Genomic DNA, 23297 nt, shown 5'->3' on the forward strand with positions numbered 1-23297 from the left:
CCCACAAAAAAGCCCCGCTTTTGAGGGCGGGGCTCTTTTCTAAAGAAGCTACAAGTTAGATAACTTGTACTTCTTCAGCTTGCATGCCTTTCTGACCGCGGGTAGCGATGAAAGAAACCTGTTGGCCTTCTTTCAGGCTTTTGAAGCCGTCGGATTGGATAGCTTTGAAGTGAACGAACAGGTCGTCACCGGATTGTGGAGTGATGAAGCCGAAGCCTTTTTCATCGTTGAACCACTTAACGGTACCGGTTTGGCGATTAGACATGGTGTAACTCCTTGAACAAAGATAACTGCGACTCAGGAAGAACCCTGGCCGAGACTGAGTGCAAAGAGCAGGAAAAATTCTTGTAGATGGTTGGATCGAAATTCAACATATCGTGTAGAGATTCTCAGTGACACAAGCAGCACAGTGGCGCCACCTTAACCCTTTTTCCGGAACGTGCCAATGCTTCTTGCGAAGGTTTCTCTGTTTTAAGGATCGGCGGTGTGACGCTTCGTCGCCAGGACGCGTATTTCCAGCGTGTTCGCCGAGAATTGCAGCGCACACTTTGAACCCGGCGGCGCGCCCGGTAAGATGCCGGACAGATTTTTTCCACCTCGCTATTCAGGACACCCGCCATGAGCATCAAATCGGACAAGTGGATTCGCCGCATGGCGCAGGAACACGGCATGATCGAGCCTTTCGTCGAGCGCCAGGTGCGCGGCAGCGACGACAGCCGTGTGATCTCCTACGGTGTGTCGAGCTACGGCTACGATGTGCGTTGCACCAACCATTTCAAGGTGTTCACCAACATCAATTCGGCGATCGTCGACCCGAAAAACTTCGACGCCGGCAGCTTTGTCGACATCCACAGCGACGTCTGCATCATTCCGCCGAACTCCTTCGCCCTGGCCAGCACCGTCGAGTACTTCCGCATTCCGCGCAACGTATTGACCATCTGCCTGGGTAAAAGCACCTATGCGCGTTGCGGCATCATCGTCAACGTCACCCCGCTCGAGCCTGAGTGGGAAGGTCATGTGACGCTGGAGTTTTCCAACACCACCAACCTGCCGGCGAAGATTTACGCCAACGAAGGTGTGGCGCAGATGCTGTTCCTCGAATCCGACGAACAATGCGAAGTTTCCTATAAGGATCGCGGCGGCAAGTATCAAGGCCAGCGTGGCGTGACCCTGCCGCGTACCTGATCCGTCCGGCAGTTCGCGGGAATTCTTTGGCGGGCAGGCACTCTATGGGGTGTACTGCCCGTTTTTGCTTCTGGCAAAACGGGCCTTCGCCGAGGAGGTTGCATGAAGATCGATCCGCATATCACCGCCGAACTGGCAAGGCTTGAGCCCAATCAGGTTGGCGTTTTGGCCTGGTCATTGTTGGCACACCCGGCTTTCCATATGGCTGGCGGCATTCCCGGTCAGCCTGATCCCGATACTCCCAACGAACAACCGACCGAACCGGGCGAGCCGACGCTGCCGGACGAGCCGCCACCCGCGCCAGTGGCTTGAGCCGCTGCCCGATAATGGCCAGTTGGCCGAGGTGTGCCCTGTACCTCAGCTGACTGGCCATATTTCGTTGTCGCCGACGACGAAAATCCTGCAGTTGCCATCTTTCTCTACCGCAAAGCCGCCGGTAAACGCGCCAAACGCTGGCAGCAGGCTCAAACCTTCGCCCAGCCGGAAGCACGCCAGACGCAAGCGCTGCCGCCCTTTGCCGTTAAGCCGATAGACGGGATGCACGTGCCCGGCCAGCACATGCCGTTCCGGGTGCGGGTCGGGTTCGTGTTGCAAGGCAAACGGCCCGAGCAGCATCGGTTCCGGAACCACGCGGATATTCAGTGCCGCTGGCGGGTCCCCGGCGCGTTTGTCGTGGTTGCCGCGAATCAGTGTCATCGGCAGATCCGCGTGACGTGCGCGCCATTCGGCCAAGGCATTGAGCGTGCCCGCCGAATGCGAGCCGGGACCGTGCAGAAAGTCACCGAGGAAAATCAGCTGCCGGCAGGGCAGCCTCGCCAGCAAACGGTCGAGCACTTCGATGTTCGCCGTCGTGGTGCCTTGTGGCACCGGCTGGCCGAGGCTGCGGTACGCCGCAGCCTTGCCGAAATGCACGTCGGCGATCAGCAGCGCTTGCTGCGCTGGCCAGTACAGAGCCTTTTCCGGCAGCAGCCAGAGTTCCTCGCCGGCCAGGCGCACGGGATACGCTGCACTCATGAGGCTTGACCCTTGTCGGCGGATTGCTCCAGATCGCCGACCATGCGCCGGATGCGATCGGCAAGTTTTTCCGAGCTCATGCTTTCGCGCATGCGCTCCACCAGCAACGGAAAGCCCAGCGGTGTAGGCCGTTTGATCAGGTGCATGTCCAGTTTCATCCGGTTGATTCGCTCCAATGTCTGTTCCAGACGACGGATATCCAGTTCTTCCCGCAAGACTTCTTCCCCGGCCTGGGCCAGCAGCAGGTTGTCGGCGTCGTATTGCTTGAATACTTCGAAGAACAATCCGCTGGAGGCCTGCACCTGACGGGTACTTTTCGGTGCGCCGGGATAGCCGGCGAACACCAGCCCGGCGATTCGCGCAATTTCGCGAAAGCGCCGCAACGCCAGCTCCCCGGCATTCAGGCTGGCGAGCACGTCGCGCAGCAGCTGCTCGGGGCTGAGCAGTGCTGCATCGAATTGCCCGGACCAATCGACCGGTGTGGCGCTGAGCAACTCCAGCCCGTAATCATTGACCGCAATCGAAAACGTCAGCGGCTGGCGCTGGCTCATGCGCCACGCCAACAGGCTGGCGAGCCCCAAATGCACCTGGCGCCCGGCAAACGGGTAGAGGAAAAGATGCCAGCCTTCGCGGGATTTCAGCACCTCCGCCAACAGACTGTCGGAAGTGGGCAGACCCGACCAGCGCGCCTGGGTTTGCAGCAACGGTTGCAGCGCGTGCATTTCCGGGCCGACAAACTCACCCCGCGCGGCTGCTGTGAAGCGACTGACCACGGCGGCGGCCAATTCGTTGGAAAGCGGCATCCGCCCGCCATTCCAGCGCGGCACGGCGGCTTTCTTTGCGGTGCTGCGTTTGACGTACGCGGTCATGTTTTCCACCCGCACCAATTCCAGCAAGCGTCCGGCGAACAGAAAGCCGTCACCCGGTTTCAGCCGCGCAATAAAACCTTCCTCGACGCTGCCCAATTGCTTGCCGCCGCCACCCTTGCTCCAGAATTTCAGATGGATGCTCGCATCGCTGACGATGGTGCCGATGCTCATGCGATGACGGCGGGCGAGCCGTGCATCGGGGACGCGCCAGACGCCGTTTTCGTCCGGTTCGACCCGGCGGTAATCCGGATAGGCTGTCAGAGACAGCCCGCCGTGACGTACGAACGCCAGCGCCCAGGCCCAGTCCGCCAGCGTCAGGTCTCGATAAGCCCAGGCACCACGGACTTCTTCGTACAGCGCCTCGGGAATAAAGCCACCGCCCAGCGCCATGCTGACCAAATGCTGCACCAGCACATCCAGCGGTTGGTGCGGCGACAGGCGCGGTTCGATGAGTCGCTGCGCCACGGCATCGCGTGCGGCGACGGCTTCGATCAGTTCCAGGCTGTGGGTCGGCACCAGCGTCACTCGCGAGGTGCGCCCCGGCGCGTGACCGGAGCGCCCGGCGCGTTGCATCAGCCGCGCCACGCCCTTGGCCGAGCCGATTTGCAACACCCGCTCGACGGGCAGAAAGTCCACGCCCAGATCCAGGCTCGAGGTGCAGACTACGGCTTTCAACTGCCCGTCCTTCAACGCTTGCTCGACCCAGTCGCGGGTCTCGCGGGCCAGCGAACTGTGGTGCAGTGCGATCAACCCGGCCCAGTCAGGCCGCGCTTCGAGCAACGCCTGATACCAGATCTCCGACTGCGCGCGGGTGTTGGTGAAGACCAGGCTGCTGGCGCAGGCGTCGAGTTCGGCGACAACCTGCGGCAGCATCTTCAGACCCATGTGCCCGGCCCACGGAAAACGTTCGATGGCGGGCGGGATCAAGGTGTCGACCTTGAGTGATTTTTCGCTCTGGCCCTGCACGCTGATCCCGCCGCCCTGTGGGATCAGCACCTGTTCGGCGTGAGCTTGATTACCGAGGGTCGCGGACACGCCCCAGACGATCAGTTCCGGTTGCCAGTGGCGCAGGCGGGCGAGGGCCAGTTGCAGCTGTACGCCGCGTTTGTTGCCGAGCAGTTCGTGCCATTCATCGACGACGATCATGCGCAGGCTCGACAGTGCGGTTTGTGCGTCGGCGCGGGCGAGCAGCAGGGTCAGGCTTTCCGGGGTGGTGATCAGCGTGGTCGGCAGGCGTCGGCCCTGACGTGCGCGTTCAGCGCTGCTGGTGTCGCCGGTGCGCAGACCGATACTCCATGGAATCTGCAAATCAGTGACGGGCGTTTGCAGGGCACGCGCGGTGTCGGCAGCGAGGGCGCGCATCGGCGTGATCCACAACACGGTCAGCGGTTCGGCTGGCGCTTTGCGTTTTTTGCTGTCTGCAACGCTGGGTTTGATGCGGGCGAAGCGGTTGAGCGCGGCGAACCACACTGCATAGGTTTTACCGGCGCCGGTGCTGGCGTGGAGCAACCCCGACTGACCTTGTTTGACGGCGGCCCACACCTGCTTTTGAAAGGCGAACGGCTTCCAGTTGCGTGCGTTGAACCAGGTTTTTGCGAGGTCGGTGGAGGTGGGCATACCGGCGGCGTGCGCTCTGAACGTGTTCCTTCAGTGACCGCGCCGACTGGCGAAAGGTTTAATCACGCCGCAATCCCCGTGTAGGAGCTGCCGCAGGCTGCGATCTTTTGATGTTGCCTTTCAAGATCAAAATATCGCAGCCTGCGGCAGCTCCTACACAAGGGATTCGGGTTACTTGAGGTTACCGCTGAGGAACTGCTTCAGCCGTTCGCTCTTCGGGTTGCCCAGAACGTCTTCCGGCGCGCCTTCTTCTTCCACCAGCCCTTGATGCAGGAACAACACCTGGCTGGAGACCTTCCGGGCGAAGCTCATTTCATGGGTCACCATGATCATCGTCCGGCCTTCCTCGGCCAGCCCCTGAATCACCCGCAGCACTTCGCCCACCAGCTCCGGGTCGAGGGCCGAGGTCGGTTCGTCGAACAGCATCACTTCCGGCTCCATCGCCAGCGCCCGGGCAATCGCCACCCGCTGTTGCTGGCCGCCGGAGAGAAACGCCGGGTACTGATCGGCGACGCGCGCCGGCAGGCCAACCTTGTCCAGATAACGGCGGGCGCGGTCTTCCGCTTCCTGTTTGCTGCAACCGAGCACCCGGCGCGGGGCCATGGTGATGTTTTCCAGCACGGTCATGTGGCTCCACAGGTTGAAGTGCTGGAACACCATCGCCAGTCGCGTGCGCAGGCGTTGCAGTTCATTCGGGTCGGCGACATGCATGCCGTGGCGGTCGGTGACCATGCGAATCGCCTGGCCGTCGAGGCTCATGGCGCCATCGTTGGGTTGTTCGAGGAAGTTGATGCAGCGCAAAAAGGTGCTTTTGCCCGAGCCGCTGGCGCCGATCAGGCTGATCACGTCGCCGGTTCTGGCCTTGAGCGAAACGCCTTTGAGTACCTGATGGTCGCCATAGCTTTTGTGCAGACCTTCAACCGTCAATTTGTACATGGGACAGACATCCTCAAGGCGAAAGTAGATAGCCGCTGCGATAGGCTTCGGCGCCGGCCACGTGGGCGATCACCATGCCGGCAGTGGCCATGCGCCGCAGCGAGCGGGCGTACATGACGCCGGCAGCGGTGCAATGAATGGGGGTGACCCGGTCGTGGATCGGGTCGATGATTTCGGCAATCTGTTGCCCGGCTTGCAGGTATTGCCCGGCCGTGGCGGTGTACACCAGCAAGCCGCCGACCGGCGTGGTCACCGGTTCGACGCCGGCCAGCGGCGTGGCGGGGAAGGGCAGGGGCGGCTGCGGCTTGGTCTCGCCGACGATCGCATCGAACTGGATCAGGTAATCGATCAAGGCCTGGCAGTCACGACTGGCCATCGGGTGATTGACGTCACCCTGGCCGCGCAACTCCACGGTCACTGAAAAACTGCCCAGCGGAATCTCGAAGTGCTCGCCAAAGCGTTCCTGCAGTTGCCACCACAGCAGGGTGAAGCATTCGTCGAACGACTGGCCGCCGGAATCGGTGGCCAGCAAGCTTGCCTGGGCTTCGATGTAACGCGCCAGCGGCTCGACCTGCGGCCACGCCTCGGGCGTGGTGTAGAGGTGAACCACCGATTCGAAATCGCAGTGCAGATCCAGCACCATGTCGGCATCACACGCCAGCCGTTGCAGGGTCAGGCGCTGGGATTGCAGTTGTGTGGCGGGTGTCTGGCGGGCGAGGGCGTTGCGCAGGCTGGCGCGGATCAGCTCAAGGTTGCGCTGCGGGTCGTCGCCCAGCTGGCCCTCGATGGCGTTGCCGATTTCTTCGCTGAGGTCGACGAACCAGCGATTGAAATTCTGCCCGCTTTCCATCTCGTAACGGCCCAGCGGCACGTCCATCAGCACTTGTTCGAGGCCGACCGGATTGGCCACCGGCACCAGCACGATCTGACTGCGCAGGCGCCCGGCGGCTTCCAGCTCCGCCAGGCGCTGCTTGAGGTGCCAGGCCACGAGCATGCCGGGCATTTCGTCGGCATGCAGCGAGGACTGGATGTAGATCTTGCCTTGGGCCTGCTCCGGGCCGAAGTGGAAGCTGTGGATCTGGCGTGCGGTCCCCGGCACCGGGGCCAACAGGTCATGGATCTGGTGTCGCATTACAGGGTTTCCTAGTGGGTCGGCCCGAGGAAGGCCAGCCATCGGCGTTCGGCGAGGCGGAACAGGCCGACCAGCGCGAAGGTGATGGTCAGGTAGATCAGCGCGGCGATGCCGAACGACTGGAAGGTCAGGTAGGTCGCCGAGTTGGCGTCCCGTGCCACTTTCAGGATGTCGGGGATGGTCGCGGTGAAGGCCACGGTGGTCGAGTGCAGCATCAGGATCACTTCGTTGCTGTAATACGGCAACGAACGGCGCAGCGCCGAGGGCATGATCACGTAGGCATACAGCTTCCAGCCGGTCAGACCGTAGGCCTTGGCCGCTTCGACTTCACCGTGGTTCATGCTGCGGATCGCCCCGGCGAAAATCTCCGTGGTGTAGGCGCAGGTGTTCAAGGCAAACGCGAGGATCGTGCAGTTCATCGCATCGCGAAAGAAACTGTCGAGCAACGGCTGCGCGCGCACGGCGGCCAGGCTGTAGATCCCGGTGTAGCAGATCAGCAACTGGATATAGAGCGGCGTGCCACGGAACAGGTAGGTGTAGAACTGCACCGGCCAGCGCACATAGAAGCGCGACGAGACCCGGGCAATCGACAGCGGGATCGATGCCAGGAACCCGATGAAGATCGAGGCGCTGAGCAACCACATCGTCATCGCCAGCCCGGTGATGTTGGTGCCGTCGGTATAAAGGAAGGGTTTCCAGTATTCCTGCAGGAGTTCGATCATCGTACGGCCTCCCGGGCACCGGCGGCGTAACGACGTTCAAGCCAGCGCAGTATAACGTTGGATGCACTGGTGATCAGCAGATAGATCAAGGCGGCGAGTACCAGGAAGTAGAACAGTTGATAGGTGCTTTTACCGGCGTCCTGCGCGGCTTTGACCAGATCCGCCAGACCGATGATCGACACCAGCGCAGTGGCCTTGAGCATTACCATCCAGTTGTTGCCAATGCCCGGCAGGGCAAAACGCATCATTTGCGGGAACACCACGAAGCGAAAGCGCTGGCCGCGTTTCAGGCCGTAGGCGGTGGCCGCTTCGACCTGACCGCGCGGTACGGCGAGAATCGCGCCACGGAAGGTTTCGGTGAAATACGCACCATAGATGAAGCCCAGCGTGATCACCCCGGCGGTAAAGGAGTCGATTTCGATGTAGTCCCACTCCATGACGTCGGTCAGGGCGGTCAGCCAGGTTTGCAGGCTGTAGAAAATCAGCAGCATCAGCACCAGATCCGGCACGCCGCGGATCAGCGTGGTGTAGAGCTGGGCAGGCAGGCGCAGCAGTTTGGATTTCGACAGTTTGGCACTGGCGCCCAAGAGACCGAGCAACACGGCCACCAGCAGCGACAACGCCGACAATTTGATGGTCATCCAGGTGCCTTCCAACAGCAATGGACCGAAGCCCTTGAGGCTGAAGGCGGAGAGCCCCAGATTTTGTAAGAGGTTTTCGAACATAAATCAGCAACCTGAGCGGATGGAAAAGGCGCCCATCGAATGATGGGCGCCAGGGCATTATTTACCGCTGTACAGATTCAGATCGCCAAAGTGTTTCTTTTGAATCTCGGCGTATTTGCCGTCATCGTGTAACGCTTTGATACCTTTATCTAAAAGCGCCTTCAGCTCTTTGTTACCTTTCTTAATACCGACAGCGGTTTTGGCTGGCAGCAATTCGCTGTCGACCGGCTTGCTGACTTCGTAGTTGGCGCCATCCGGCGACTTCAAAAAGCCCAGTTCGGCTTGCAGCATGTCCTGGATCGAGGCGTCGAGGCGGCCGTTTTTCAGGTCGGCGTAGACCTGGTCCTGGTTGGCGTAAGCCTGGATTTTCACCCCGGCCTTCTCCAGTACGGCCTTGGCGTAGGCTTCCTGGATGGTGCCTTGCTCGTAACCGACGGATTTGCCCTTGAGGGAAGCGACGTCATCGCTCAGGCCGGAACCCTTCTTGAACACGTAGGAAGTCGGGCCGGAGAACAGTTCGCTGGAGAAATCGATCGCCTTTTCACGGGCCGGGGTCACGGTCATCGACGAGATCACACCGTCGAATTTGTTGGCGTTGAGGCCCGGAATCATGCCGTCGAAGTCGCTTTCAACCCATTTGCACTTGACCTTCAGCTCGGCGCAGATCGCGTTGCCCAGGTCGATGTCGAAGCCCACCAGGCTGCCGTCGGCCGCTTTCGACTCGAACGGTGCGTAGGAAGGATCAACGCCAAAACGCAGCTCTTTGTATTCCTTGGCCAGCGCGGAGCCGGCAGCCATGCACAACGCCAGTGCAGAAAGGGTCAGCAATGCTTTTTTCATTATTCAATCCCTAAGAACCAATATGAGCGCTTGTGGCGCAGAATTATTGTTACTGGAACGCGTACGACCTATAGAAAGTAGCAATTTCCGAACCAGAGTCCCGAACAAGTGTTTTAAAAGGTTGGGGGAGGGACGAGGGAGAGGGTTTGGTGCGCGGAACCGGGCGGCTGTTGAAGGCTGCACCAAGTTGGGTCGAGACACGCATTTTTCTGTGGTTGAGAGGACCAGGGGTGAGGTGATTTGTGGTGAGGGGATTTATCCCCGATGGGCTGCGAAGCGGCCCCCAGTGTTCTTTCAGCAAACCGCGCGTACCGCATTTGCGGCTGCTGCGCAGCCGATCGGGGATAAATCCCCTCACCACAGGGAATTCATTCAGGATGATTGGAGGTTTGTCCCCGGAAACCGGGTCAGGCCAGCAAATCCTGCAACGTCGCCAGGCTGTCGGCCTCATCCACTGTCTTGTCCTGGCGCCAGCGCAGCATGCGCGGAAAACGCACGGCAATGCCGCTCTTGTGCCGTCGCGACAGGGCGATTCCTTCAAAACCCAGTTCGAACACCAGACTCGGTTTGACGCTGCTGACCGGGCCGAATTTTTCCACGGTGGTCTTGCGCACGATGCTGTCGACCTGACGCATCTCCTCGTCGGTCAGCCCCGAATAGGCCTTGGCGAACGGCACCAGCGCCCGTTGGCTGGATTCGGGCGGTCCGTCCCACACGGCGAAGGTGTAATCGCTGTACAGACTGGCGCGCCGGCCATGGCCGCGCTGGGCGTAGATCAATACCGCATCGACGCTGAACGGGTCGACCTTCCACTTCCACCACACGCCCATGTCCTTGGTCCGGCCCACGCCATACAGGGCGTCGCGGGCCTTGAGCATCATGCCCTCGACCCCCAGTCGCCGTGAGGCTTCGCGTTGCCGGGCGAGGTCGAACCAGTCACTGCCAGTGAGCATCGGCGAGGCCAGTAACACCGGGTTGTTACCGTGGGCGATCACTTGTTCCAGTTGCGCACGCCGTTCGGCCTGCGGACGATTGCGCCAGTCTTCGCCCTGCCACTCCAGCAAGTCGTAGGCGAGCAGCACCACCGGCACTTCTTCGAGGATCTTCTTGTCGAGGGTTTTACGCCCGATCCGTTGCTGCAGCAGGGCGAAGGGTTGCACCGCCGGCGCAACTGTTGATTGCGGGTCGAACGCGTCTTCAGTGCTGGGGTGGGTGCTTTTCCAGACCACGATTTCGCCGTCGATCACCGTGCCGTCGGGTAACGCGTGGATCAACGTATCGAATTCGGGAAAGCGTTCGGTCACCAGTTCTTCACCGCGCGACCAGACCCACAACCGACCCTCGCGCTTGACCACCTGCGCGCGGATCCCGTCCCACTTCCATTCCACCTGCCAGTTGCTCGCCGGGCCCAGCAAGGTTTCGAACTCTTCCACCGGTTGCGACAAGGCATGGGCGAGGAAAAACGGGTAGGGCTGGCCGCCGCGCTGAGCGTGTTCGTCGGCGGATTCCGGGGCGATCAGTTTCAGGTAGCTGGCCGCGTTCGGCCGGTTCGACAGGTCGGTGTAACCCACCAGACGCTGCGCCACACGTTTGCTGTCGAGGCCGGCCATCGATGCCAATGCGCGAGTGACCAACAGTTTCGACACGCCGACGCGAAAGCTGCCGGTGATCAATTTGATGCACAACATCAGGCTCGGCCGGTCCAGCTGCGCCCACAGTGCGGGCAGTTGGCGGGCGAGATACTCCGGGGTTTCACCGCGCAGCGGCAGCAGCTTGTCTTCGATCCATTCGGCCAGGCCGGCCTCGGAGCTGTGCGAATTTTCCGGGAGCACCAGGGAAATGGTCTCCGCCAGATCGCCGACGGATTGATAACTTTCTTCGAACAGCCATGGCTGCAGCCCCGAAACCTCCACCGCCAGTTCGCGCAGGATGCGCACTGGCACCAGTTGTCGCGGGCGTCCGCCGGACAGAAAATATACCGCCCACGCCGCATCCTGCGGCGCCGCCTGGGCGAAGTAGGCTTGCATGGCGGCCAGTTTGGCGTTGCTGGACGTGGTGGCGTCGAGTTCGGCATACAACTCGGCGAAGGCTTTCATGCTTGCACCTCGGCGATAGCAGGTTCGGCGTCAATGTTTTCCTCTTCATCGTCGCCGTATTCGGTGTTGAAGCCCTGCGCATCCAGGCCTTGTTCACGCAGATGGCGCACCAGCACGCCGATCGAACCGTGGGTGACCATCACCCGTTCGGCGCCGGTCTGTTCGATCGCCCAGAGCAGGCCCGGCCAATCGGCGTGATCCGACAGCACGAAACCACGATCCACGCCGCGCCGCCGGCGGGTGCCGCGCAGGCGCATCCAGCCGCTGGCAAACGCATCGCTGAAATCACCGAACCGGCGCATCCAGGTGCTGCCACCGGCCGAGGGCGGGGCGATGACCAGCGCCTGACGCATGATCGGGTCGGATTTTTTGATGTCGCCGGCGTAGATCGTCGGCGGCAGGTACACGCCGGCCTCGCGGTAGACCCGGTTCAGCGGCTCGACGGCACCGTGACTGAGGATCGGACCGAGGCTGGCGTCGATGCCATGCAGGATCCGCTGAGCCTTGCCGAATGAATAACAGAACAGCACGCTGGCCTTGCCCGCCGCGATGTTTGCCTGCCACCACTGGTTGATCTCGCTGAACACCTGCGCCTGTGGCTGCCAGCGGTAGATCGGCAGGCCGAAGGTCGATTCGGTGATAAAGGTGTGGCAGCGCACCGGTTCGAACGGCGCGCAGGTGCCATCGGGTTCGATCTTGTAGTCGCCGGACGCGACCCAGACTTCACCGCCGTATTCCAGACGCACCTGGGCCGAACCGAGCACATGCCCGGCCGGATGGAAACTCAAGGTCACGCCGTGGTGGGTCAGCCGCTGGCCGTAGGTGAGGGTTTGCAGGTTGATGTCCTGACCCAGGCGCGCGCGCAAAATCCCTTCGCTGGCGCTGCTGGCAAGGTAGTGCTGATTGCCGTTACGGGCGTGATCGCCGTGGGCATGGGTGATCACCGAGCGCTCGACCGGGCGCCACGGATCAATATAGAAATCCCCGGCAGGGCAGTACAAACCTTCAGGGCGGGCGATAACAAGGTCCATGTCGTTACCAGGATGGAGGGCTTGTTAGCTATGAGGTGGGCGCGAGTCCGGAAGTTCTATCGGGTTTTTATGTGGGGCGAAAAGCAAAAGATCGCAGCCTTCGGCAGCTCCTGCAGGATGTTCACCATTCCCATGTAGGAGCTGCCGAAGGCTGCGATCTTTTGATCTTGCTCTAGCGTTTATTTGCCCGGGGTGAGGGTCAAACGCGTCTTGCCATACACCCGGTCAAAGTTCTGCGGCTGCATCGGCAAACCGATGTACTGACCCTTGAGCCACGCATCAATGCCATTGAGGTAATTCGGGCTGGCCGGGTTGCCGGACTGGCCGGTAGCGTTCTGCCCCATCAAGGGTTCGGTCTGGCTGAAGTCGACAATGAAACGCATCGACGGCGCCCGCGTGGTGTCGAAGTCCTGACCCCAGGCAAATGCCGAGGTATTGAGCGTGGTGTGATCGCCACCGGCTGCCAGTGGGCCGCGAACGGTCTGGCCGTTGGCGTTTTTCCATGTGTAGCTGTGCAGTTTGCCCCACTGCCAGGCCTTGTGATCGCCACCCAACTGACTGTCGCCGGCGTTGATCGCGGCCGCCAGACTGCGCGCCAGAATCTGCGCCTTGTCTTCTTTCTGCGGGGTGTGGATGTCATCCCAGAACGGGCTGTCTTCGCGACCGAGCAGGTGATCGGCCTGCGCCGCGTAGGACAAGTCGCCATTGGCAACAAAGGCTTTCCACGCCGGGCTCGACTCGGGGCCGAGCTCATCGAGGAAGATCTGCTTCATGCTTGCTTGCAGGAACAGCTCATAGATCGCCGCATCCGCCGAGGTCGGGCTGAGTTTGCCGTCGAACGCCATCAAGCGGCTGAAGGCCTCGCGCGCCTTGCTGCGATCGGCTTCCGGCAGGGCGTCGATCGCCTGTTTCAGCGGCTGCTTCATGCCCGGCGCTTCAAACATTTTCTTCAGCTTGGCGGCGAAGGTGGTGGTCTGGTCGTACTGCATGGCGATCACGCTGCGACCGTCCTGTTTGCCGCTGCCGGCCAGTTCCGCCAAACGCTCGCCGCGCTCCGGCGCCGCCCACGAGTTGGACAACTGCATGCCGTAGCCGTGAGGAATCACCCGCTGGTTGGCCGTGCCGAGCCAGCCCTGGGTCGGGTCCTGATCGTAGGGGTGAAGCATCGGGTCGGCGTAACCGTCCCAGTCGTAGCGGCCTTCCCAGCCCGGCGATGGCAGCAGGCCTTCGCCTTCACGACGGTTGGGGAAACGCCCGGTGACTTGCCAGCCAATATTGCTGGCGTCGGCGAACACCATGTTCAGGGCGATGGCGCGGATTTCGCGACTGGCGTCCGAAGCGCGTTCAACGTTCTGCGCGCGGGTCAGGTCGAAAAAAGCGTCCAGCGATTTGTCGTCGATGAAGTTCGGGGTTTGCAGGGCCAGGCCAAAACCGTTGCCCTGTGCCGCCGCCTGGGCACTGTTGAGCAGTGCACCGTGTCGGGTTTCATACACCGCTTCGCGAATCGGCCGCTGGCCTTTGACGAAATAGGTTTCGTTGCGCACGCTCAGCGGCTGCCATTTGCCGTTGACCTCGTAGGTCAGGCTGCTGCCCTGACGGCGGATTTTTTCCAGGAACAGGTCCTGGTTGTCGCCGAGCACGCTGGTGGCGCTCCACGCCACTTTGCCGTTGAAACCGCCGAGTACCATCGGCAAACCGGCAAGCGTGACACCGGCAGCCTGATATTTCGGCGCGCGGATCTGCACGAAGGTCCACAGCGACGGCGCGGCCAATGGCCCATGACTGTCGCTGGCAAGAAGGCTCTTGCCGCTGCGGCTGCGTTGCGGGGCGATCGCCCAGTTGTTCGAGGTGCTGGCGCCCAGCAGATTCACCGCCGCCAATTGTTGGCTGGCGTTGCTCAGTTCGCTCAGGCCAGGGATCTGTCCGTTGAGTTTGAGGCCTTGCAGCTTGTCGGCCTCGGCCAGCGGCAGGTTTTCATCCGGTGCAGACGGGGTCAGCCAGGCGAGTTTGTCGCTGGTCACGGTTTGCGCCAGCACCAGCGAGGAAATTTCCTCCGGCAGGTTGGCCGACTGGCTGAAGTTCAGCAGCGCGAACAGCAGCGCCGAGTCTTCCGGTTTCCAGTATTCCGGCTTGTAGCCGCTGGATGCGAGGTCGCCCGGCAATTTGTCGGCGTAACGGAACAGGTAGGCGTTGACGCCTCGCGCATAGACTTCGAAGAAACGCTTGAGGCGGGGCGACGAGGCCTTGTACAGCTCGTCGGCGCTTTTCTTCAGGTTGACCGCGCGCATGTAGCGGTCAGCGTCGAGCATTGAGGCGCCGGACATTTCCGCCAGACGGCCCTGGGCCAGCAGGCGCAGGGTGACCATCTGGTTGATGCGGTCGCTGGCATGCACGTAACCGAGGGTGAACAGCGCGTCGTGGAAACTGTTGCTTTCGATCAACGGCATGCCCATCGCATTGCGACGCACCGAAACGTTCTGTGCCAGCCCCTTGAGCGCTTGTACGCCGGAGGTAGGCGGGAGGGTGTCCTGCGCGTTCCAGGTCTGGCAACCGGACAGGCTCAAGACACCGGTCACTGCTGCGGCAACGCCGAACCGGGGAAGAAAATGTGTAAGGGCTGGCGAGGCCATGGCAAAGCTCCTGCGGGGGTGTAGAGGCTGGGGGCGCAATAAAGCCGCTACGTTAGTGAGCGGGCGGTGGCCGCGCAAGCGGGCGCGGGGGTTATTTGTGTAATTCTGTCGAATGGAGAAGATCGCAGCCTGCGGCAGCTCCTGCATTGGATTGAGTACACCCTGTAGGAGCTGCCGCAGGCTGCGATCTTTTGATCTTGGAGGGTTGGTCTTATGCACTTGCCTGATACCTGGAGGTGATGTTGAAGTGCGGGAAGTTCACTGACCCGCATGAGAAAAAACGCCATGGAACTCAAGGCCAACGCGGCACTGATCATCATCGACCAGCAACAAGGCATTCTGCAGCCGCGCCTGGGCCGACGGAATAATCCGCAGGCCGAAGAACGCATGCTCGATTTACTGAGGGCGTGGCGCAGCAGCGGGCGGCCGGTGATTCATGTGCAGCATCTGTCCCGTGAAGCGGATTCGGTGTTCTGGCCCGGGCAGTCCGGGGTGGAGATTCAGCAGCGATTCATGCCGCAGGACGGCGAATGGCTGATCCAGAAACAGGTGCCGGACGCCTTTTGCGCCATGGGATTGGAGGCACGGTTGCGTGAGGCGGGGATCGGGCAATTGATCATTGTCGGTGTGGCGACCCACAACTCGGTGGAATCCACAGCGCGTACGGCGGGCAATCTGGGATTTGACGCCTGGGTGGCGGAGGACGCGTGTTTTACCTTCGACAAGGCCGATTATTTCGGTACGCCGCGTTCAGCCGAAGAGGTGCACGGGATGTCGCTGGGGAATTTGCACGGGGAGTATGCGACGGTGGTCAGTGCTGCGCAGATTCTCGCAGTCGCCTGAGAAACCTGTGGGGAGCTGGCTTGCCAGCGATAGCGGAGCGTCAGGCTACATCAATGCTGGATGTGCCGGCCTCATCGCTGGCAAGCCAGCTCCCACAGTGATCGCATTCCAGATGGAGGAATACGCTCGAATGTAGGAGTGAGCTTGCTCGCGATAGCGATCTTTCAGGCGAAGAATATCTTCACCGGAAAATCAAGCGCCGTGGCACTTCTTGAATTTCTTGCCGTTGCCGCAAGGGCAAGGGTCGTTGCGCCCGACGTCTTTCAGGGCGTTGCGCACCGGTTCCTGGTGAGCGTGGCCGCAGTTCGGGCCGTGGACATGGCCATGGTCGTGATCGTGATGATGGTCATGATCGTGGTTGCAGTCAGGGCCATGGACATGAGGTTGCTGAGTCATCGGTTGTGCTCCGGAATTAAATCGGCGGGGATTATCACGCCATTGCGCTCCAGGTGCACGTAGTGGGCGATGAATAAACCGGTTTCCATCTCGCCTTGCAGTCGGTAAGGCACCTGCTGGTGCGGACTTTTCAGCATTTTCACCACCTCCTTGACCCGTGGCCACAGGTTGGTGCGGATCGGTATCCGATAGAACGCGCTGCTTTTCGGCCCCACGGTGATCCAGTGTTCATGCTCGCCTTCGGCCAACAACATATCCGCCAGATGAATGCGGTATTCCATGCCGCGCACGGTCAGGTCGCTGTCGTTGGGATTGTCGATGCGAAAATGCAGGATGAATTTCTGTTCGAGCAATTTGGCCCGCACCACCTCGACTTTCACGAGGTGGACGGCGGGATCGACGCTGTCGTCGCTGAACCATGAGGCGCAACCGCCGAGGTTCAGGATCAGCAGCAGGGGAAGAATGTTGAGTGTGCGCCATAGTCCGAGCATGAGTTAACTCCCTTTGCTGGCAGTCTAGACGCTAAAAGATCGCAGCCTGCGGCAGCGCCTACATGAGTCGCGTCCTCTGTAGGAACTGCCGCAGGCTGCGATCTTTTGATCTTATGCGCCGAAATACCCCGCACAGCACTTCTTGAACTTCTGCCCGCTGGCACATGGACATGCGTCATTGCGCCCCAGCTTCAACTGCACGGTCGGGTCGATGAAGTACCAGCGCCCGGCGTTCTGCACGAATGAAGAGCGCTCGCGGTGGCTGTGTTCACCCTGGCTGTCGTGCCAGCGCGCGGTGAAGGTAACGAAGGCGTGCTCGGGTTGACCGCCGAACACTTCCGAGCTTTCAACCTCAAGGCCAAGCCAGGTGCTTTGCGCGCTCCAGGCACTGATCGACTGGCGATCCAGTCCGGTCTGCTGGGCGGGCAGGGTGGTGGCCACCAGATAATCGATCAGCCCCAAAACGTAGGCGCTGTAGCGCGACCGCATCAGCGCTTCGGCGCACGGCGCCGGGTGGCCTTCGTGGTAGGGACCGCAGCAGGCCAGCAGCAGGTTGCCGCTGCCGCATGGGCAAATGGCTGTACTCATTGCATTACCACCAGTATTTGCCGAAGTTTTCCGGATTGGCCCAGAACCGCGAATTGAGCCAGTCGGGGACTTGTTTGTAGTCAAGCAGATCGTAGGTGAACAGGGTCAGTACCTGCTCGTCACGCTGAAAGCGCTCACTGGCTTGCAGCGCCAGCGAGTAGAAATCGGTTTCCTGCCAGCTGCTGGCTGGCAGATCCGCCAGCACCGCAATGCGACTGGCGTTGAGGTTGCGAATCCCGCCCAGCAGGTTCAGGCCGTCACGCTTGGGCAAGTGCTCCAGGCAATCGACTACCAGCGCCAGGTCGAAGCGCCGCGCCGCGAGTTCGGCGGGCAACGCACCGGGTTCGGCGTGGGCCACGCAGCAATCCGGGTGCGCCTGTTTGAAAGCGGCGAGCGCCGGAAATTCGCTGGCGCCGATCAGCAGCAAACGCGCCGGGGCATAGCGATCCAGTAAAGCAGCCAGCGCCTGTTGCGGCGTGCGCGAAGAAATGGCGACGTTCATCGAAGCTCCTCAATCAGATCGCCAAGACTAGCGCGCCAGACGGATCCGGCCTAGACCCCGATTTGTCGCGCGTGGCAAAAGTGCCGAATCCCTGTGAACACGGTCCCAAATGCCAGTGGCCTATTGCTGGCGGAGATTAAAACTCCGGTCTTTACTCCGTGAATCGGTTCTAAGCCGATCCCTCAGGAGAAAACCAGATGAGCATAGTTCGGACAGCATTACCTTTGATTCTGCTAACCAGTGTGTTGACTGGTTGCGCAGGTTTGCAGAAAACCGATTGGCCGACCTGTGCGGCGGTCGGCGGTGTGGTCGGGGCCGGTCTCGGTGCGACGGAAAGTTCGGCGTGGGCCGGCTACGGCGCACTGTTGGTCGGCGGTACGGCAGCGGCCTATTGCTGGGTGCACGGTGATGGCGACGAAGACGGCGACGGTGTGCCGGACAGCCGCGACAAGTGCCCGCACACGCCTAAAGGCGTGCAGGTCGATGCTGACGGCTGCCCTCCACCAGCCCCGGCGCCTGTGGTAGAAGAGGCGGTTGTGGTCAAGGAAGAAACCATCGTCATCCGCGATGTGCACTTCCAGTTCGACAAAGCCACCCTGACCGGCTCCGATAAACAGGTGCTGGACAAAGTTGCCACGCGCCTGAAACAAGAGTCGTCCACGGCGCAACTGACCGTGACCGGTCACACCGACAGCGTGGGCAGCGATGCCTACAACAAGAAACTGTCGGATCGTCGTGCGCACTCGGTGGTGGAATACCTGATCCAGCAAGGTGTGCCGCGTGCCAGCTTCGTTTCGGTCTCGGGCATGGGTGAAAGCCAGCCAGTGGCGGATAACAAAACCGCTGACGGTCGCGCACAGAACCGTCGTACCGAAATCAAAATCGTCCGCTAGCCCCTCACGCATCCGCGGCTTGTGCAGTCGCGGATGCGCGTCTTTACTCCTGTGTAACCGGTATGGGCCGGTGACACAGGAGCTTTCACAATGACTGTTTTCTCAAGGTCCGTCTTGCCGGTGCTGCTGCTGGGCAGCTTGCTCACCGGTTGCGCCACTCACAGCGACGGCGACGCGCCCCTCAATCAACGTACGTGGCCGATTTGCAGCCTGATCGGCGGGCTGGTAGGTGGCGGCCTTGGCGCCATTGAAAGTGGCGGCTGGGCCGGTGGCGGTGCCGCGCTGGGGATCCTTACCGGCGGGCTGATCTGTTATGCCCAGGATGGCGATGAAGATGGCGATGGCGTGTTCGATCGCCGCGACCGTTGTCCGGACACTCCGGCCAATACCCCGGTCGATCATCGTGGTTGTCCGCTGCCGCAATACCCGGTCACGGAAAAAGCGCCCGAGCCTGCACCGCAATCGGAAGTCATCACCCTCAGCGATGCCGGCAATGTGTTGTTCGATTTCGACAAGTCGGACCTGACCCCAGCCGCGAAAGCCCAGCTCGATACGCTGATGGACAAGTTGCGCAATGCTGACGTGGTCAGCATCAAGGTTATCGGCCATACCGACAGCAAGGGTTCGGACGCCTATAACCAGGCGTTGTCGGAGCGGCGTGCCAGCAGTGTGGCGGCGTATCTGCTGAGCCAGGGCCTGGAACCGGCCAAACTGACCAGCGAAGGGCGCGGCGAGAGCGAGCCGGTGGCCGATAACGCGACGGACGAAGGGCGGGCGAAAAACCGTCGGGTGGAGTTGCATATCAATCGCTAGGACTTGTCTGTAGTCCGCAGGCTAGAGCTGCCGGGCGACGATCATCGTCGAACCGGCAGCGATCCGACGACTGACAAAAGTTTTTTCTTTTGCCCCTCTGGCTTATCCCCCGCGTAAGCCGTTACTGTGCGCCCAAAGAATAATTCCGAGACGGGGGAGCGTATGAAGGTTTTCTGGGGGCTGGGGCGTTTGCTGACCCTGCTGTTCTGGTGCGTGGTGGTGGTCAATCTGCTGCTGCCGTTTGTGCATCCGCTGCATCTGCTGGTCAATCTGGCTGGCGCCTTGTTGCTGGCGCTGCATGGGCTGGAGTTGCTGTTCTCTCGCCTCAAGGGGCGTGCCAACCCGTGGCGCGATCGTCTGCGCATCCTGCTGTTCGGCGTTTTTCACCTGCAAACCATCCCGGCCCCGGCCGCTCCGGAGGCTTCTTCCCATGCGTAAACTTTGCCTGCTTGCTGCATTCATCAGTCCCCTGGCCTGCGCCCAGGTGGTCAGTGTCGAAACCAATTCCCTGATGCGTTTGCCCAACACGGCCAGCACCCTGCAGCTGGAGCGGCTGGACGTCGCGGACTACGGCACCTTGCTGATTCCTGCCAACGTGACCGAGCTGACCGTCGGCGAATTGCGTCTGGGTCACGAAGCACGCATCGCGATCGTCCCGAGCGAACAGGCGCTGGATATGAAAGTCATTCGTGCCGAACTGTCTGAAGGCAGCCTGATCACCGCGCGCGGTGCGCCGGGCACGTATGAGAAAGCCGCCCGTGCCGGGCGCAATCTGAATTTGCAGTTCAAGGCCTTGAGCGCGCCAAAACTGTTTGTGGATGCTCGCGGCGGTACCGGCGCGCCGGGTTTTGTTGGCCTCGATGGCGGCAACGGTGAGGATCCGGGCTGCACCTGGGGCGCGGCCGGTCACGGATTTGATGGCAGCAACGGTAGCGATGGCCAGCCGGGAGCGCCGGGAGCGCTGGTGCGCCTGGAAGTGCCGCGTGAGTTTCCGGCTGAGCTGATCAAGGTCAACGTCGCGGGCGGCGCCGGCGGCCCGGCGGGTGTCGGCGGCAAGGCCGGCCAGGGTGGCAAGTCCAAGGGCTGCCTGGTGTATCGCGCCGATGGCGGCAAGAACGGCAAGCCCGGGGCGGATGGTCAGCCTGGACCGACGGGTGCGGCGGGGGCGGTGACTGTGCAGCGCCTCTAAAACGCAGCACTCTTGATTGTGGTGAGGGGATCTATCCCCTCATCACAAAAAGTGCAGGTCGTCAGCGGGTCAGAACATCGGCCGCGCCGCCGCAATCGCCACCAGCACCAACCCCACAATCAGATTGATCCCCACCACCCGGCGAATCCGCCCCAGCACCGCCGCACCCACCGGCCATTCTTTGGCTTCAACGGCTTTGCGCAACTCTGGCAGCATCAAACCCTGAATCCGGATAAACAGCGCCGTCATCACCACATACAGTCCGATCATCACCTGCACGTATTTCGGCGCGGTCTCGAAGCCGACCTGCTGCAAGTGCAACATGCCCACGCCGCTGATCGGCAACAGGATCACCGCGACCCAGACCCAGCGGAAAAAACCTTGAAACACTTCTACCCACAAGGTCAGGCGGGCAGGGCCGTCGAGCGCCTTCACCGCCGCGGGGCGCAGGACCATCCAGGCGAAAAACATACCGCCGACCCAGACCAGGGCGGACAGGACATGCAGTGGATAAACGAGGCTAAAAGGTGTCATTGGGGTACTCCGTTCTGCGCGGGACTGATTAGCGGGGTATGATAGCGGCCGATCCGAACTACTGAAAATTTATCCAGCGTTTTTACGCCCGACATTCAATGATCAGCACTGAACTCAAAACCACGATCCAGGGCGCCTATTCGCGTTTTCTTGAAGCCAAGAGCCTCAAACCGCGTTACGGCCAGCGCCTGATGATCGCCGAAGTCGCCAAAGTCCTCGGGGATATCGACACCGACGACGAAGGCCGGCGCAGTGGCGACCCCGCGATTGTCGCGGTGGAAGCCGGCACCGGTACCGGCAAGACCGTGGCCTACAGCCTGGCGGCAATTCCCACGGCGAAGCTGGCCGGCAAGCGTCTGGTGATCGCCACCGCGACCGTGGCCCTGCAAGAGCAGATCGTCTACAAGGACTTGCCCGACCTGATGCGCAACAGCGGGCTGAACTTCAGCTTTGCGCTGGCCAAGGGCCGTGGCCGCTACATGTGCCTGTCCAAGCTCGACATGTTGCTGCAGGAAGGCCACGCGCAAACCGCCACCGCGCAGCTGTTTGAAGAAGAAGGCTTCAAGATCGAGGTCGATGAGGCCAGTCAGAAGCTGTTCACCAGCATGATCGAGAAGCTCGCCGGCAATAAATGGGACGGCGACCGTGACAGCTGGCCCAACGCTCTCGAAGATGCCGACTGGGCACGGCTGACCACCGATCACAGCCAATGCACCAACCGCCATTGCCCGAATTTTGGCCAGTGCGCCTTTTACAAGGCGCGCGAAGGCATGGGCAAGGTCGATGTGATCGTCACCAACCACGACATGGTGCTGGCTGACCTGGCCCTCGGCGGCGGTGCGGTGCTGCCGGATCCGCGTGACACCATTTACGTGTTCGACGAAGGCCATCACCTGCCGGACAAGGCCATCGGCCACTTCGCTCATTACACGCGCCTGCGTTCCACCGCCGACTGGCTGGAAACCACGGCGAAGAACCTCACCAAACTGTTGGCCCAGCATCCGTTGCCGGGCGACCTCGGCAAGCTGATCGAGCAGGTGCCGGAGCTGGCGCGGGAGATCAAGACCCAGCAGCAGTTCATGTTCACCGCGTGCGAGCAGATTGCCGATTTCAAACCCGGCGAAGACGTCGAAGGTCGCGAGCGGCCACGCCATCGTTTCGTCGGCGGGGTGATTCCCGAGCACATGCGCGAAATGGGCATCGAGCTGAAGAAAGGCTACTCACGTCTCAACGACCTGTTCACCCGTCTGACCGACCTACTCAAGGAAGGCATGGACGGCGAGGTCAACATCGGCATCGCCAGCAATCAGGCCGAAGAGTGGTATCCGCTGTTCGGCAGCCTGTTGTCCCGTGCCTCGGGCAACTGGGAACTGTGGACCGCGTTCACCGCCGAAGACCCGGAGGACAGCCCGCCGATGGCTCGCTGGCTGACGCTGGCCGAAAGCGGCTCGCTGTTCGACATCGAGGTCAACGCCAGCCCGATTCTCGCCGCAGAAACCCTGCGCCGCAGCCTGTGGAACGTCGCCTACGGCTGCCTCGTAACGTCGGCAACGCTCACCGCGCTGGGCACCTTTGACCGGTTCCGCATGCGCGCCGGGCTGCCGAAGAAAGCCGTCACCGCTGTGGTGCCGAGCCCGTTTCATCACGCCGACGCCGGCGTGTTGCGCGTGCCGGACCTCAAGGCTGATCCGCGTGATGCGGCGGCCCACACGGCGGCGATCATCCGCGATCTGCCGGAACTGGTGGAAGGCTCGCGCGGCAGTCTGGTGCTGTTCTCTTCGCGCAAACAGATGCAGGACGTGTTCGACGGCCTCGACCGCGACTGGCGCAAACAAGTGTTCATTCAAGGCAACCTGTCGAAACAGGAAACCCTGAACAAGCACAAGGCGCGGGTCGATGGCGGCGATTCCAGCGTGCTGTTCGGCCTCGCCAGTTTCGCCGAAGGGGTGGACTTGCCGGGCGCCTACTGCGAGCACGTGGTGATCGCCAAGATCCCGTTCTCGGTACCGGACGATCCGGTCGAGGCGGCGCTGTCGGAATGGATCGAGGCCCGGGGCGGCAATCCGTTCATGGAAATCTCGGTGCCCGACGCATCCTTGAAACTGGTTCAGGCCTGCGGCCGTCTGCTGCGCACCGAAGAAGACCGCGGCACCATCACCTTGCTCGATCGGCGACTGGTCACCCAGCGCTACGGCAAGGCGATCCTCAATGCGTTACCGCCATTCCGTCGTGAAATATCCTGAGACAACGG

The 23297-nt window shown here is 61.5% G+C and carries 24 protein-coding genes; 8 read left to right on the forward strand and 16 right to left on the reverse strand.

The window, feature by feature from the left end; genetic code table 11:
* Nucleotides 1–55 precede the first annotated feature (55 nt).
* Entirely contained in the window at nt 56–265 is a 210-nt protein-coding gene (locus tag GTQ41_RS06440; RefSeq protein WP_002554837.1) for a cold-shock protein, read from the reverse strand.
* Between the two features lie 353 nt (nt 266–618).
* Between GTQ41_RS06440 and dcd the strand changes: the two genes are divergently transcribed.
* The gene (gene dcd, locus GTQ41_RS06445) at nt 619–1185 is read left to right on the forward strand and encodes a dCTP deaminase (protein ID WP_003222308.1); all 567 of its coding nucleotides are present in this window, start codon (nt 619–621) and stop codon (nt 1183–1185) included.
* Between the two features lie 102 nt (nt 1186–1287).
* On the forward strand, nt 1288–1497 hold the full coding sequence (locus GTQ41_RS06450) for a hypothetical protein (RefSeq protein WP_047292047.1): 210 nt from the start codon (nt 1288–1290) through the stop codon (nt 1495–1497).
* Between the two features lie 45 nt (nt 1498–1542).
* Here GTQ41_RS06450 and pdeM read toward each other — a convergent pair whose 3' ends face one another.
* The 10 genes from pdeM to GTQ41_RS06500 form a co-directional block, all read right to left on the reverse strand.
* On the reverse strand, nt 1543–2199 hold the full coding sequence (gene pdeM, locus GTQ41_RS06455; RefSeq protein WP_047292049.1) for a ligase-associated DNA damage response endonuclease PdeM: 657 nt from the start codon (nt 2197–2199) through the stop codon (nt 1543–1545).
* Nucleotides 2196–4685, reverse strand: a complete 2490-nt coding sequence (locus GTQ41_RS06460; protein ID WP_047292050.1) for a ligase-associated DNA damage response DEXH box helicase — start codon at nt 4683–4685, stop codon at nt 2196–2198. Before GTQ41_RS06460 ends, pdeM begins: the two co-directional genes overlap by 4 nt.
* A gap of 171 nt (nt 4686–4856) precedes the next feature.
* The gene (locus GTQ41_RS06465; protein ID WP_047292052.1) at nt 4857–5621 is read right to left on the reverse strand and encodes an ABC transporter ATP-binding protein; all 765 of its coding nucleotides are present in this window, start codon (nt 5619–5621) and stop codon (nt 4857–4859) included.
* 13 nt (nt 5622–5634) lie between these two features.
* A complete protein-coding gene (locus GTQ41_RS06470; protein ID WP_047292055.1) occupies nt 5635–6753 on the reverse strand; it encodes a succinylglutamate desuccinylase/aspartoacylase family protein in 1119 nt (372 codons plus the stop codon).
* A gap of 11 nt (nt 6754–6764) precedes the next feature.
* The gene (locus GTQ41_RS06475) at nt 6765–7475 is read right to left on the reverse strand and encodes an ABC transporter permease (RefSeq protein WP_047292057.1); all 711 of its coding nucleotides are present in this window, start codon (nt 7473–7475) and stop codon (nt 6765–6767) included.
* Nucleotides 7472–8200, reverse strand: a complete 729-nt coding sequence (locus tag GTQ41_RS06480) for an ABC transporter permease (protein ID WP_003222319.1) — start codon at nt 8198–8200, stop codon at nt 7472–7474. Before GTQ41_RS06480 ends, GTQ41_RS06475 begins: the two co-directional genes overlap by 4 nt.
* A 57-nt stretch (nt 8201–8257) precedes the next feature.
* A complete protein-coding gene (locus GTQ41_RS06485) occupies nt 8258–9040 on the reverse strand; it encodes a transporter substrate-binding domain-containing protein (protein WP_003222321.1) in 783 nt (260 codons plus the stop codon).
* 407 nt (nt 9041–9447) lie between these two features.
* Nucleotides 9448–11136 (reverse strand): ATP-dependent DNA ligase, encoded by a 1689-nt coding sequence (locus GTQ41_RS06490; protein WP_047292060.1) that lies wholly within the window; start codon nt 11134–11136, stop codon nt 9448–9450.
* Nucleotides 11133–12167, reverse strand: a complete 1035-nt coding sequence (locus tag GTQ41_RS06495) for a ligase-associated DNA damage response exonuclease (protein ID WP_047292062.1) — start codon at nt 12165–12167, stop codon at nt 11133–11135. Before GTQ41_RS06495 ends, GTQ41_RS06490 begins: the two co-directional genes overlap by 4 nt.
* Nucleotides 12168–12346: 179 nt before the next feature.
* Nucleotides 12347–14797 carry a penicillin acylase family protein gene (locus tag GTQ41_RS06500; protein ID WP_047292063.1) on the reverse strand — a complete coding sequence of 817 codons (2451 nt, stop codon included), beginning with the start codon at nt 14795–14797 and terminating at the stop codon, nt 12347–12349.
* A gap of 285 nt (nt 14798–15082) precedes the next feature.
* On the opposite strand from GTQ41_RS06500, the gene GTQ41_RS06505 reads away from it, so the two are divergent.
* On the forward strand, nt 15083–15640 hold the full coding sequence (locus GTQ41_RS06505) for a cysteine hydrolase family protein (RefSeq protein WP_047292066.1): 558 nt from the start codon (nt 15083–15085) through the stop codon (nt 15638–15640).
* A gap of 192 nt (nt 15641–15832) precedes the next feature.
* Here GTQ41_RS06505 and GTQ41_RS06510 read toward each other — a convergent pair whose 3' ends face one another.
* The 4 genes from GTQ41_RS06510 to GTQ41_RS06525 form a co-directional block, all read right to left on the reverse strand.
* Nucleotides 15833–16036, reverse strand: a complete 204-nt coding sequence (locus GTQ41_RS06510; RefSeq protein ID WP_003198420.1) for an SEC-C metal-binding domain-containing protein — start codon at nt 16034–16036, stop codon at nt 15833–15835.
* Nucleotides 16033–16527, reverse strand: coding sequence for an LEA type 2 family protein (locus GTQ41_RS06515; RefSeq protein WP_047292071.1), 495 nt, complete (start codon nt 16525–16527; stop codon nt 16033–16035). The genes GTQ41_RS06510 and GTQ41_RS06515 overlap by 4 nt, the downstream gene beginning before the upstream one ends.
* A 111-nt stretch (nt 16528–16638) precedes the next feature.
* Nucleotides 16639–17115, reverse strand: coding sequence for a YchJ family protein (locus GTQ41_RS06520; protein ID WP_047292073.1), 477 nt, complete (start codon nt 17113–17115; stop codon nt 16639–16641).
* A 4-nt stretch (nt 17116–17119) separates the two neighbouring features.
* Nucleotides 17120–17617, reverse strand: a complete 498-nt coding sequence (locus GTQ41_RS06525) for a DUF6231 family protein (protein ID WP_047292075.1) — start codon at nt 17615–17617, stop codon at nt 17120–17122.
* Nucleotides 17618–17814: 197 nt separating this feature from the next.
* On the opposite strand from GTQ41_RS06525, the gene GTQ41_RS06530 reads away from it, so the two are divergent.
* The 4 genes from GTQ41_RS06530 (at nt 17815) to GTQ41_RS06545 (ending at nt 20512) form a co-directional block, all read left to right on the forward strand.
* Nucleotides 17815–18510: an OmpA family protein gene (locus GTQ41_RS06530; RefSeq protein WP_041070618.1), complete on the forward strand. Its 696-nt coding sequence runs from the start codon at nt 17815–17817 to the stop codon at nt 18508–18510.
* 90 nt (nt 18511–18600) lie between these two features.
* On the forward strand, nt 18601–19323 hold the full coding sequence (locus GTQ41_RS06535) for an OmpA family protein (RefSeq protein WP_041070617.1): 723 nt from the start codon (nt 18601–18603) through the stop codon (nt 19321–19323).
* 162 nt (nt 19324–19485) lie between these two features.
* Nucleotides 19486–19761 carry a DUF1145 domain-containing protein gene (locus tag GTQ41_RS06540; protein ID WP_047292079.1) on the forward strand — a complete coding sequence of 92 codons (276 nt, stop codon included), beginning with the start codon at nt 19486–19488 and terminating at the stop codon, nt 19759–19761.
* Nucleotides 19754–20512 carry a hypothetical protein gene (locus GTQ41_RS06545; RefSeq protein ID WP_047292080.1) on the forward strand — a complete coding sequence of 253 codons (759 nt, stop codon included), beginning with the start codon at nt 19754–19756 and terminating at the stop codon, nt 20510–20512. The genes GTQ41_RS06540 and GTQ41_RS06545 overlap by 8 nt, the downstream gene beginning before the upstream one ends.
* A gap of 69 nt (nt 20513–20581) precedes the next feature.
* Here GTQ41_RS06545 and GTQ41_RS06550 read toward each other — a convergent pair whose 3' ends face one another.
* Nucleotides 20582–21046 (reverse strand): DUF2269 family protein, encoded by a 465-nt coding sequence (locus GTQ41_RS06550; protein ID WP_041070611.1) that lies wholly within the window; start codon nt 21044–21046, stop codon nt 20582–20584.
* Nucleotides 21047–21144: 98 nt separating this feature from the next.
* Between GTQ41_RS06550 and dinG the strand changes: the two genes are divergently transcribed.
* Complete coding sequence (gene dinG / locus GTQ41_RS06555; RefSeq protein ID WP_047292082.1) at nt 21145–23289, forward strand: ATP-dependent DNA helicase DinG; 2145 nt, start codon at nt 21145–21147, stop codon at nt 23287–23289.
* The last annotated feature ends 8 nt before the right edge of the window (nt 23290–23297 follow it).

Origin of the sequence: Pseudomonas sp. AN-B15 (genome assembly GCF_019056475.1) — a bacterium.
Classification (GTDB): Bacteria; Pseudomonadota; Gammaproteobacteria; order Pseudomonadales; family Pseudomonadaceae; genus Aquipseudomonas; species Aquipseudomonas parakoreensis.

What these genes read in the sequence shown, in the direction of transcription:
- GTQ41_RS06440 (WP_002554837.1), bottom strand. Translation starts at nt 265, where the DNA reads ATGTCTAATCGCCAAACCGGTACCGTTAAGTGGTTCAACGATGAAAAA.
- dcd (WP_003222308.1), top strand. Translation starts at nt 619, where the DNA reads ATGAGCATCAAATCGGACAAGTGGATTCGCCGCATGGCGCAGGAACAC.
- GTQ41_RS06450 (WP_047292047.1), top strand. Translation starts at nt 1,288, where the DNA reads ATGAAGATCGATCCGCATATCACCGCCGAACTGGCAAGGCTTGAGCCC.
- pdeM (WP_047292049.1), bottom strand. Translation starts at nt 2,199, where the DNA reads ATGAGTGCAGCGTATCCCGTGCGCCTGGCCGGCGAGGAACTCTGGCTG.
- GTQ41_RS06460 (WP_047292050.1), bottom strand. Translation starts at nt 4,685, where the DNA reads ATGCCCACCTCCACCGACCTCGCAAAAACCTGGTTCAACGCACGCAAC.
- GTQ41_RS06465 (WP_047292052.1), bottom strand. Translation starts at nt 5,621, where the DNA reads ATGTACAAATTGACGGTTGAAGGTCTGCACAAAAGCTATGGCGACCAT.
- GTQ41_RS06470 (WP_047292055.1), bottom strand. Translation starts at nt 6,753, where the DNA reads ATGCGACACCAGATCCATGACCTGTTGGCCCCGGTGCCGGGGACCGCA.
- GTQ41_RS06475 (WP_047292057.1), bottom strand. Translation starts at nt 7,475, where the DNA reads ATGATCGAACTCCTGCAGGAATACTGGAAACCCTTCCTTTATACCGAC.
- GTQ41_RS06480 (WP_003222319.1), bottom strand. Translation starts at nt 8,200, where the DNA reads ATGTTCGAAAACCTCTTACAAAATCTGGGGCTCTCCGCCTTCAGCCTC.
- GTQ41_RS06485 (WP_003222321.1), bottom strand. Translation starts at nt 9,040, where the DNA reads ATGAAAAAAGCATTGCTGACCCTTTCTGCACTGGCGTTGTGCATGGCT.
- GTQ41_RS06490 (WP_047292060.1), bottom strand. Translation starts at nt 11,136, where the DNA reads ATGAAAGCCTTCGCCGAGTTGTATGCCGAACTCGACGCCACCACGTCC.
- GTQ41_RS06495 (WP_047292062.1), bottom strand. Translation starts at nt 12,167, where the DNA reads ATGGACCTTGTTATCGCCCGCCCTGAAGGTTTGTACTGCCCTGCCGGG.
- GTQ41_RS06500 (WP_047292063.1), bottom strand. Translation starts at nt 14,797, where the DNA reads ATGGCCTCGCCAGCCCTTACACATTTTCTTCCCCGGTTCGGCGTTGCC.
- GTQ41_RS06505 (WP_047292066.1), top strand. Translation starts at nt 15,083, where the DNA reads ATGGAACTCAAGGCCAACGCGGCACTGATCATCATCGACCAGCAACAA.
- GTQ41_RS06510 (WP_003198420.1), bottom strand. Translation starts at nt 16,036, where the DNA reads ATGACTCAGCAACCTCATGTCCATGGCCCTGACTGCAACCACGATCAT.
- GTQ41_RS06515 (WP_047292071.1), bottom strand. Translation starts at nt 16,527, where the DNA reads ATGCTCGGACTATGGCGCACACTCAACATTCTTCCCCTGCTGCTGATC.
- GTQ41_RS06520 (WP_047292073.1), bottom strand. Translation starts at nt 17,115, where the DNA reads ATGAGTACAGCCATTTGCCCATGCGGCAGCGGCAACCTGCTGCTGGCC.
- GTQ41_RS06525 (WP_047292075.1), bottom strand. Translation starts at nt 17,617, where the DNA reads ATGAACGTCGCCATTTCTTCGCGCACGCCGCAACAGGCGCTGGCTGCT.
- GTQ41_RS06530 (WP_041070618.1), top strand. Translation starts at nt 17,815, where the DNA reads ATGAGCATAGTTCGGACAGCATTACCTTTGATTCTGCTAACCAGTGTG.
- GTQ41_RS06535 (WP_041070617.1), top strand. Translation starts at nt 18,601, where the DNA reads ATGACTGTTTTCTCAAGGTCCGTCTTGCCGGTGCTGCTGCTGGGCAGC.
- GTQ41_RS06540 (WP_047292079.1), top strand. Translation starts at nt 19,486, where the DNA reads ATGAAGGTTTTCTGGGGGCTGGGGCGTTTGCTGACCCTGCTGTTCTGG.
- GTQ41_RS06545 (WP_047292080.1), top strand. Translation starts at nt 19,754, where the DNA reads ATGCGTAAACTTTGCCTGCTTGCTGCATTCATCAGTCCCCTGGCCTGC.
- GTQ41_RS06550 (WP_041070611.1), bottom strand. Translation starts at nt 21,046, where the DNA reads ATGACACCTTTTAGCCTCGTTTATCCACTGCATGTCCTGTCCGCCCTG.
- dinG (WP_047292082.1), top strand. Translation starts at nt 21,145, where the DNA reads ATGATCAGCACTGAACTCAAAACCACGATCCAGGGCGCCTATTCGCGT.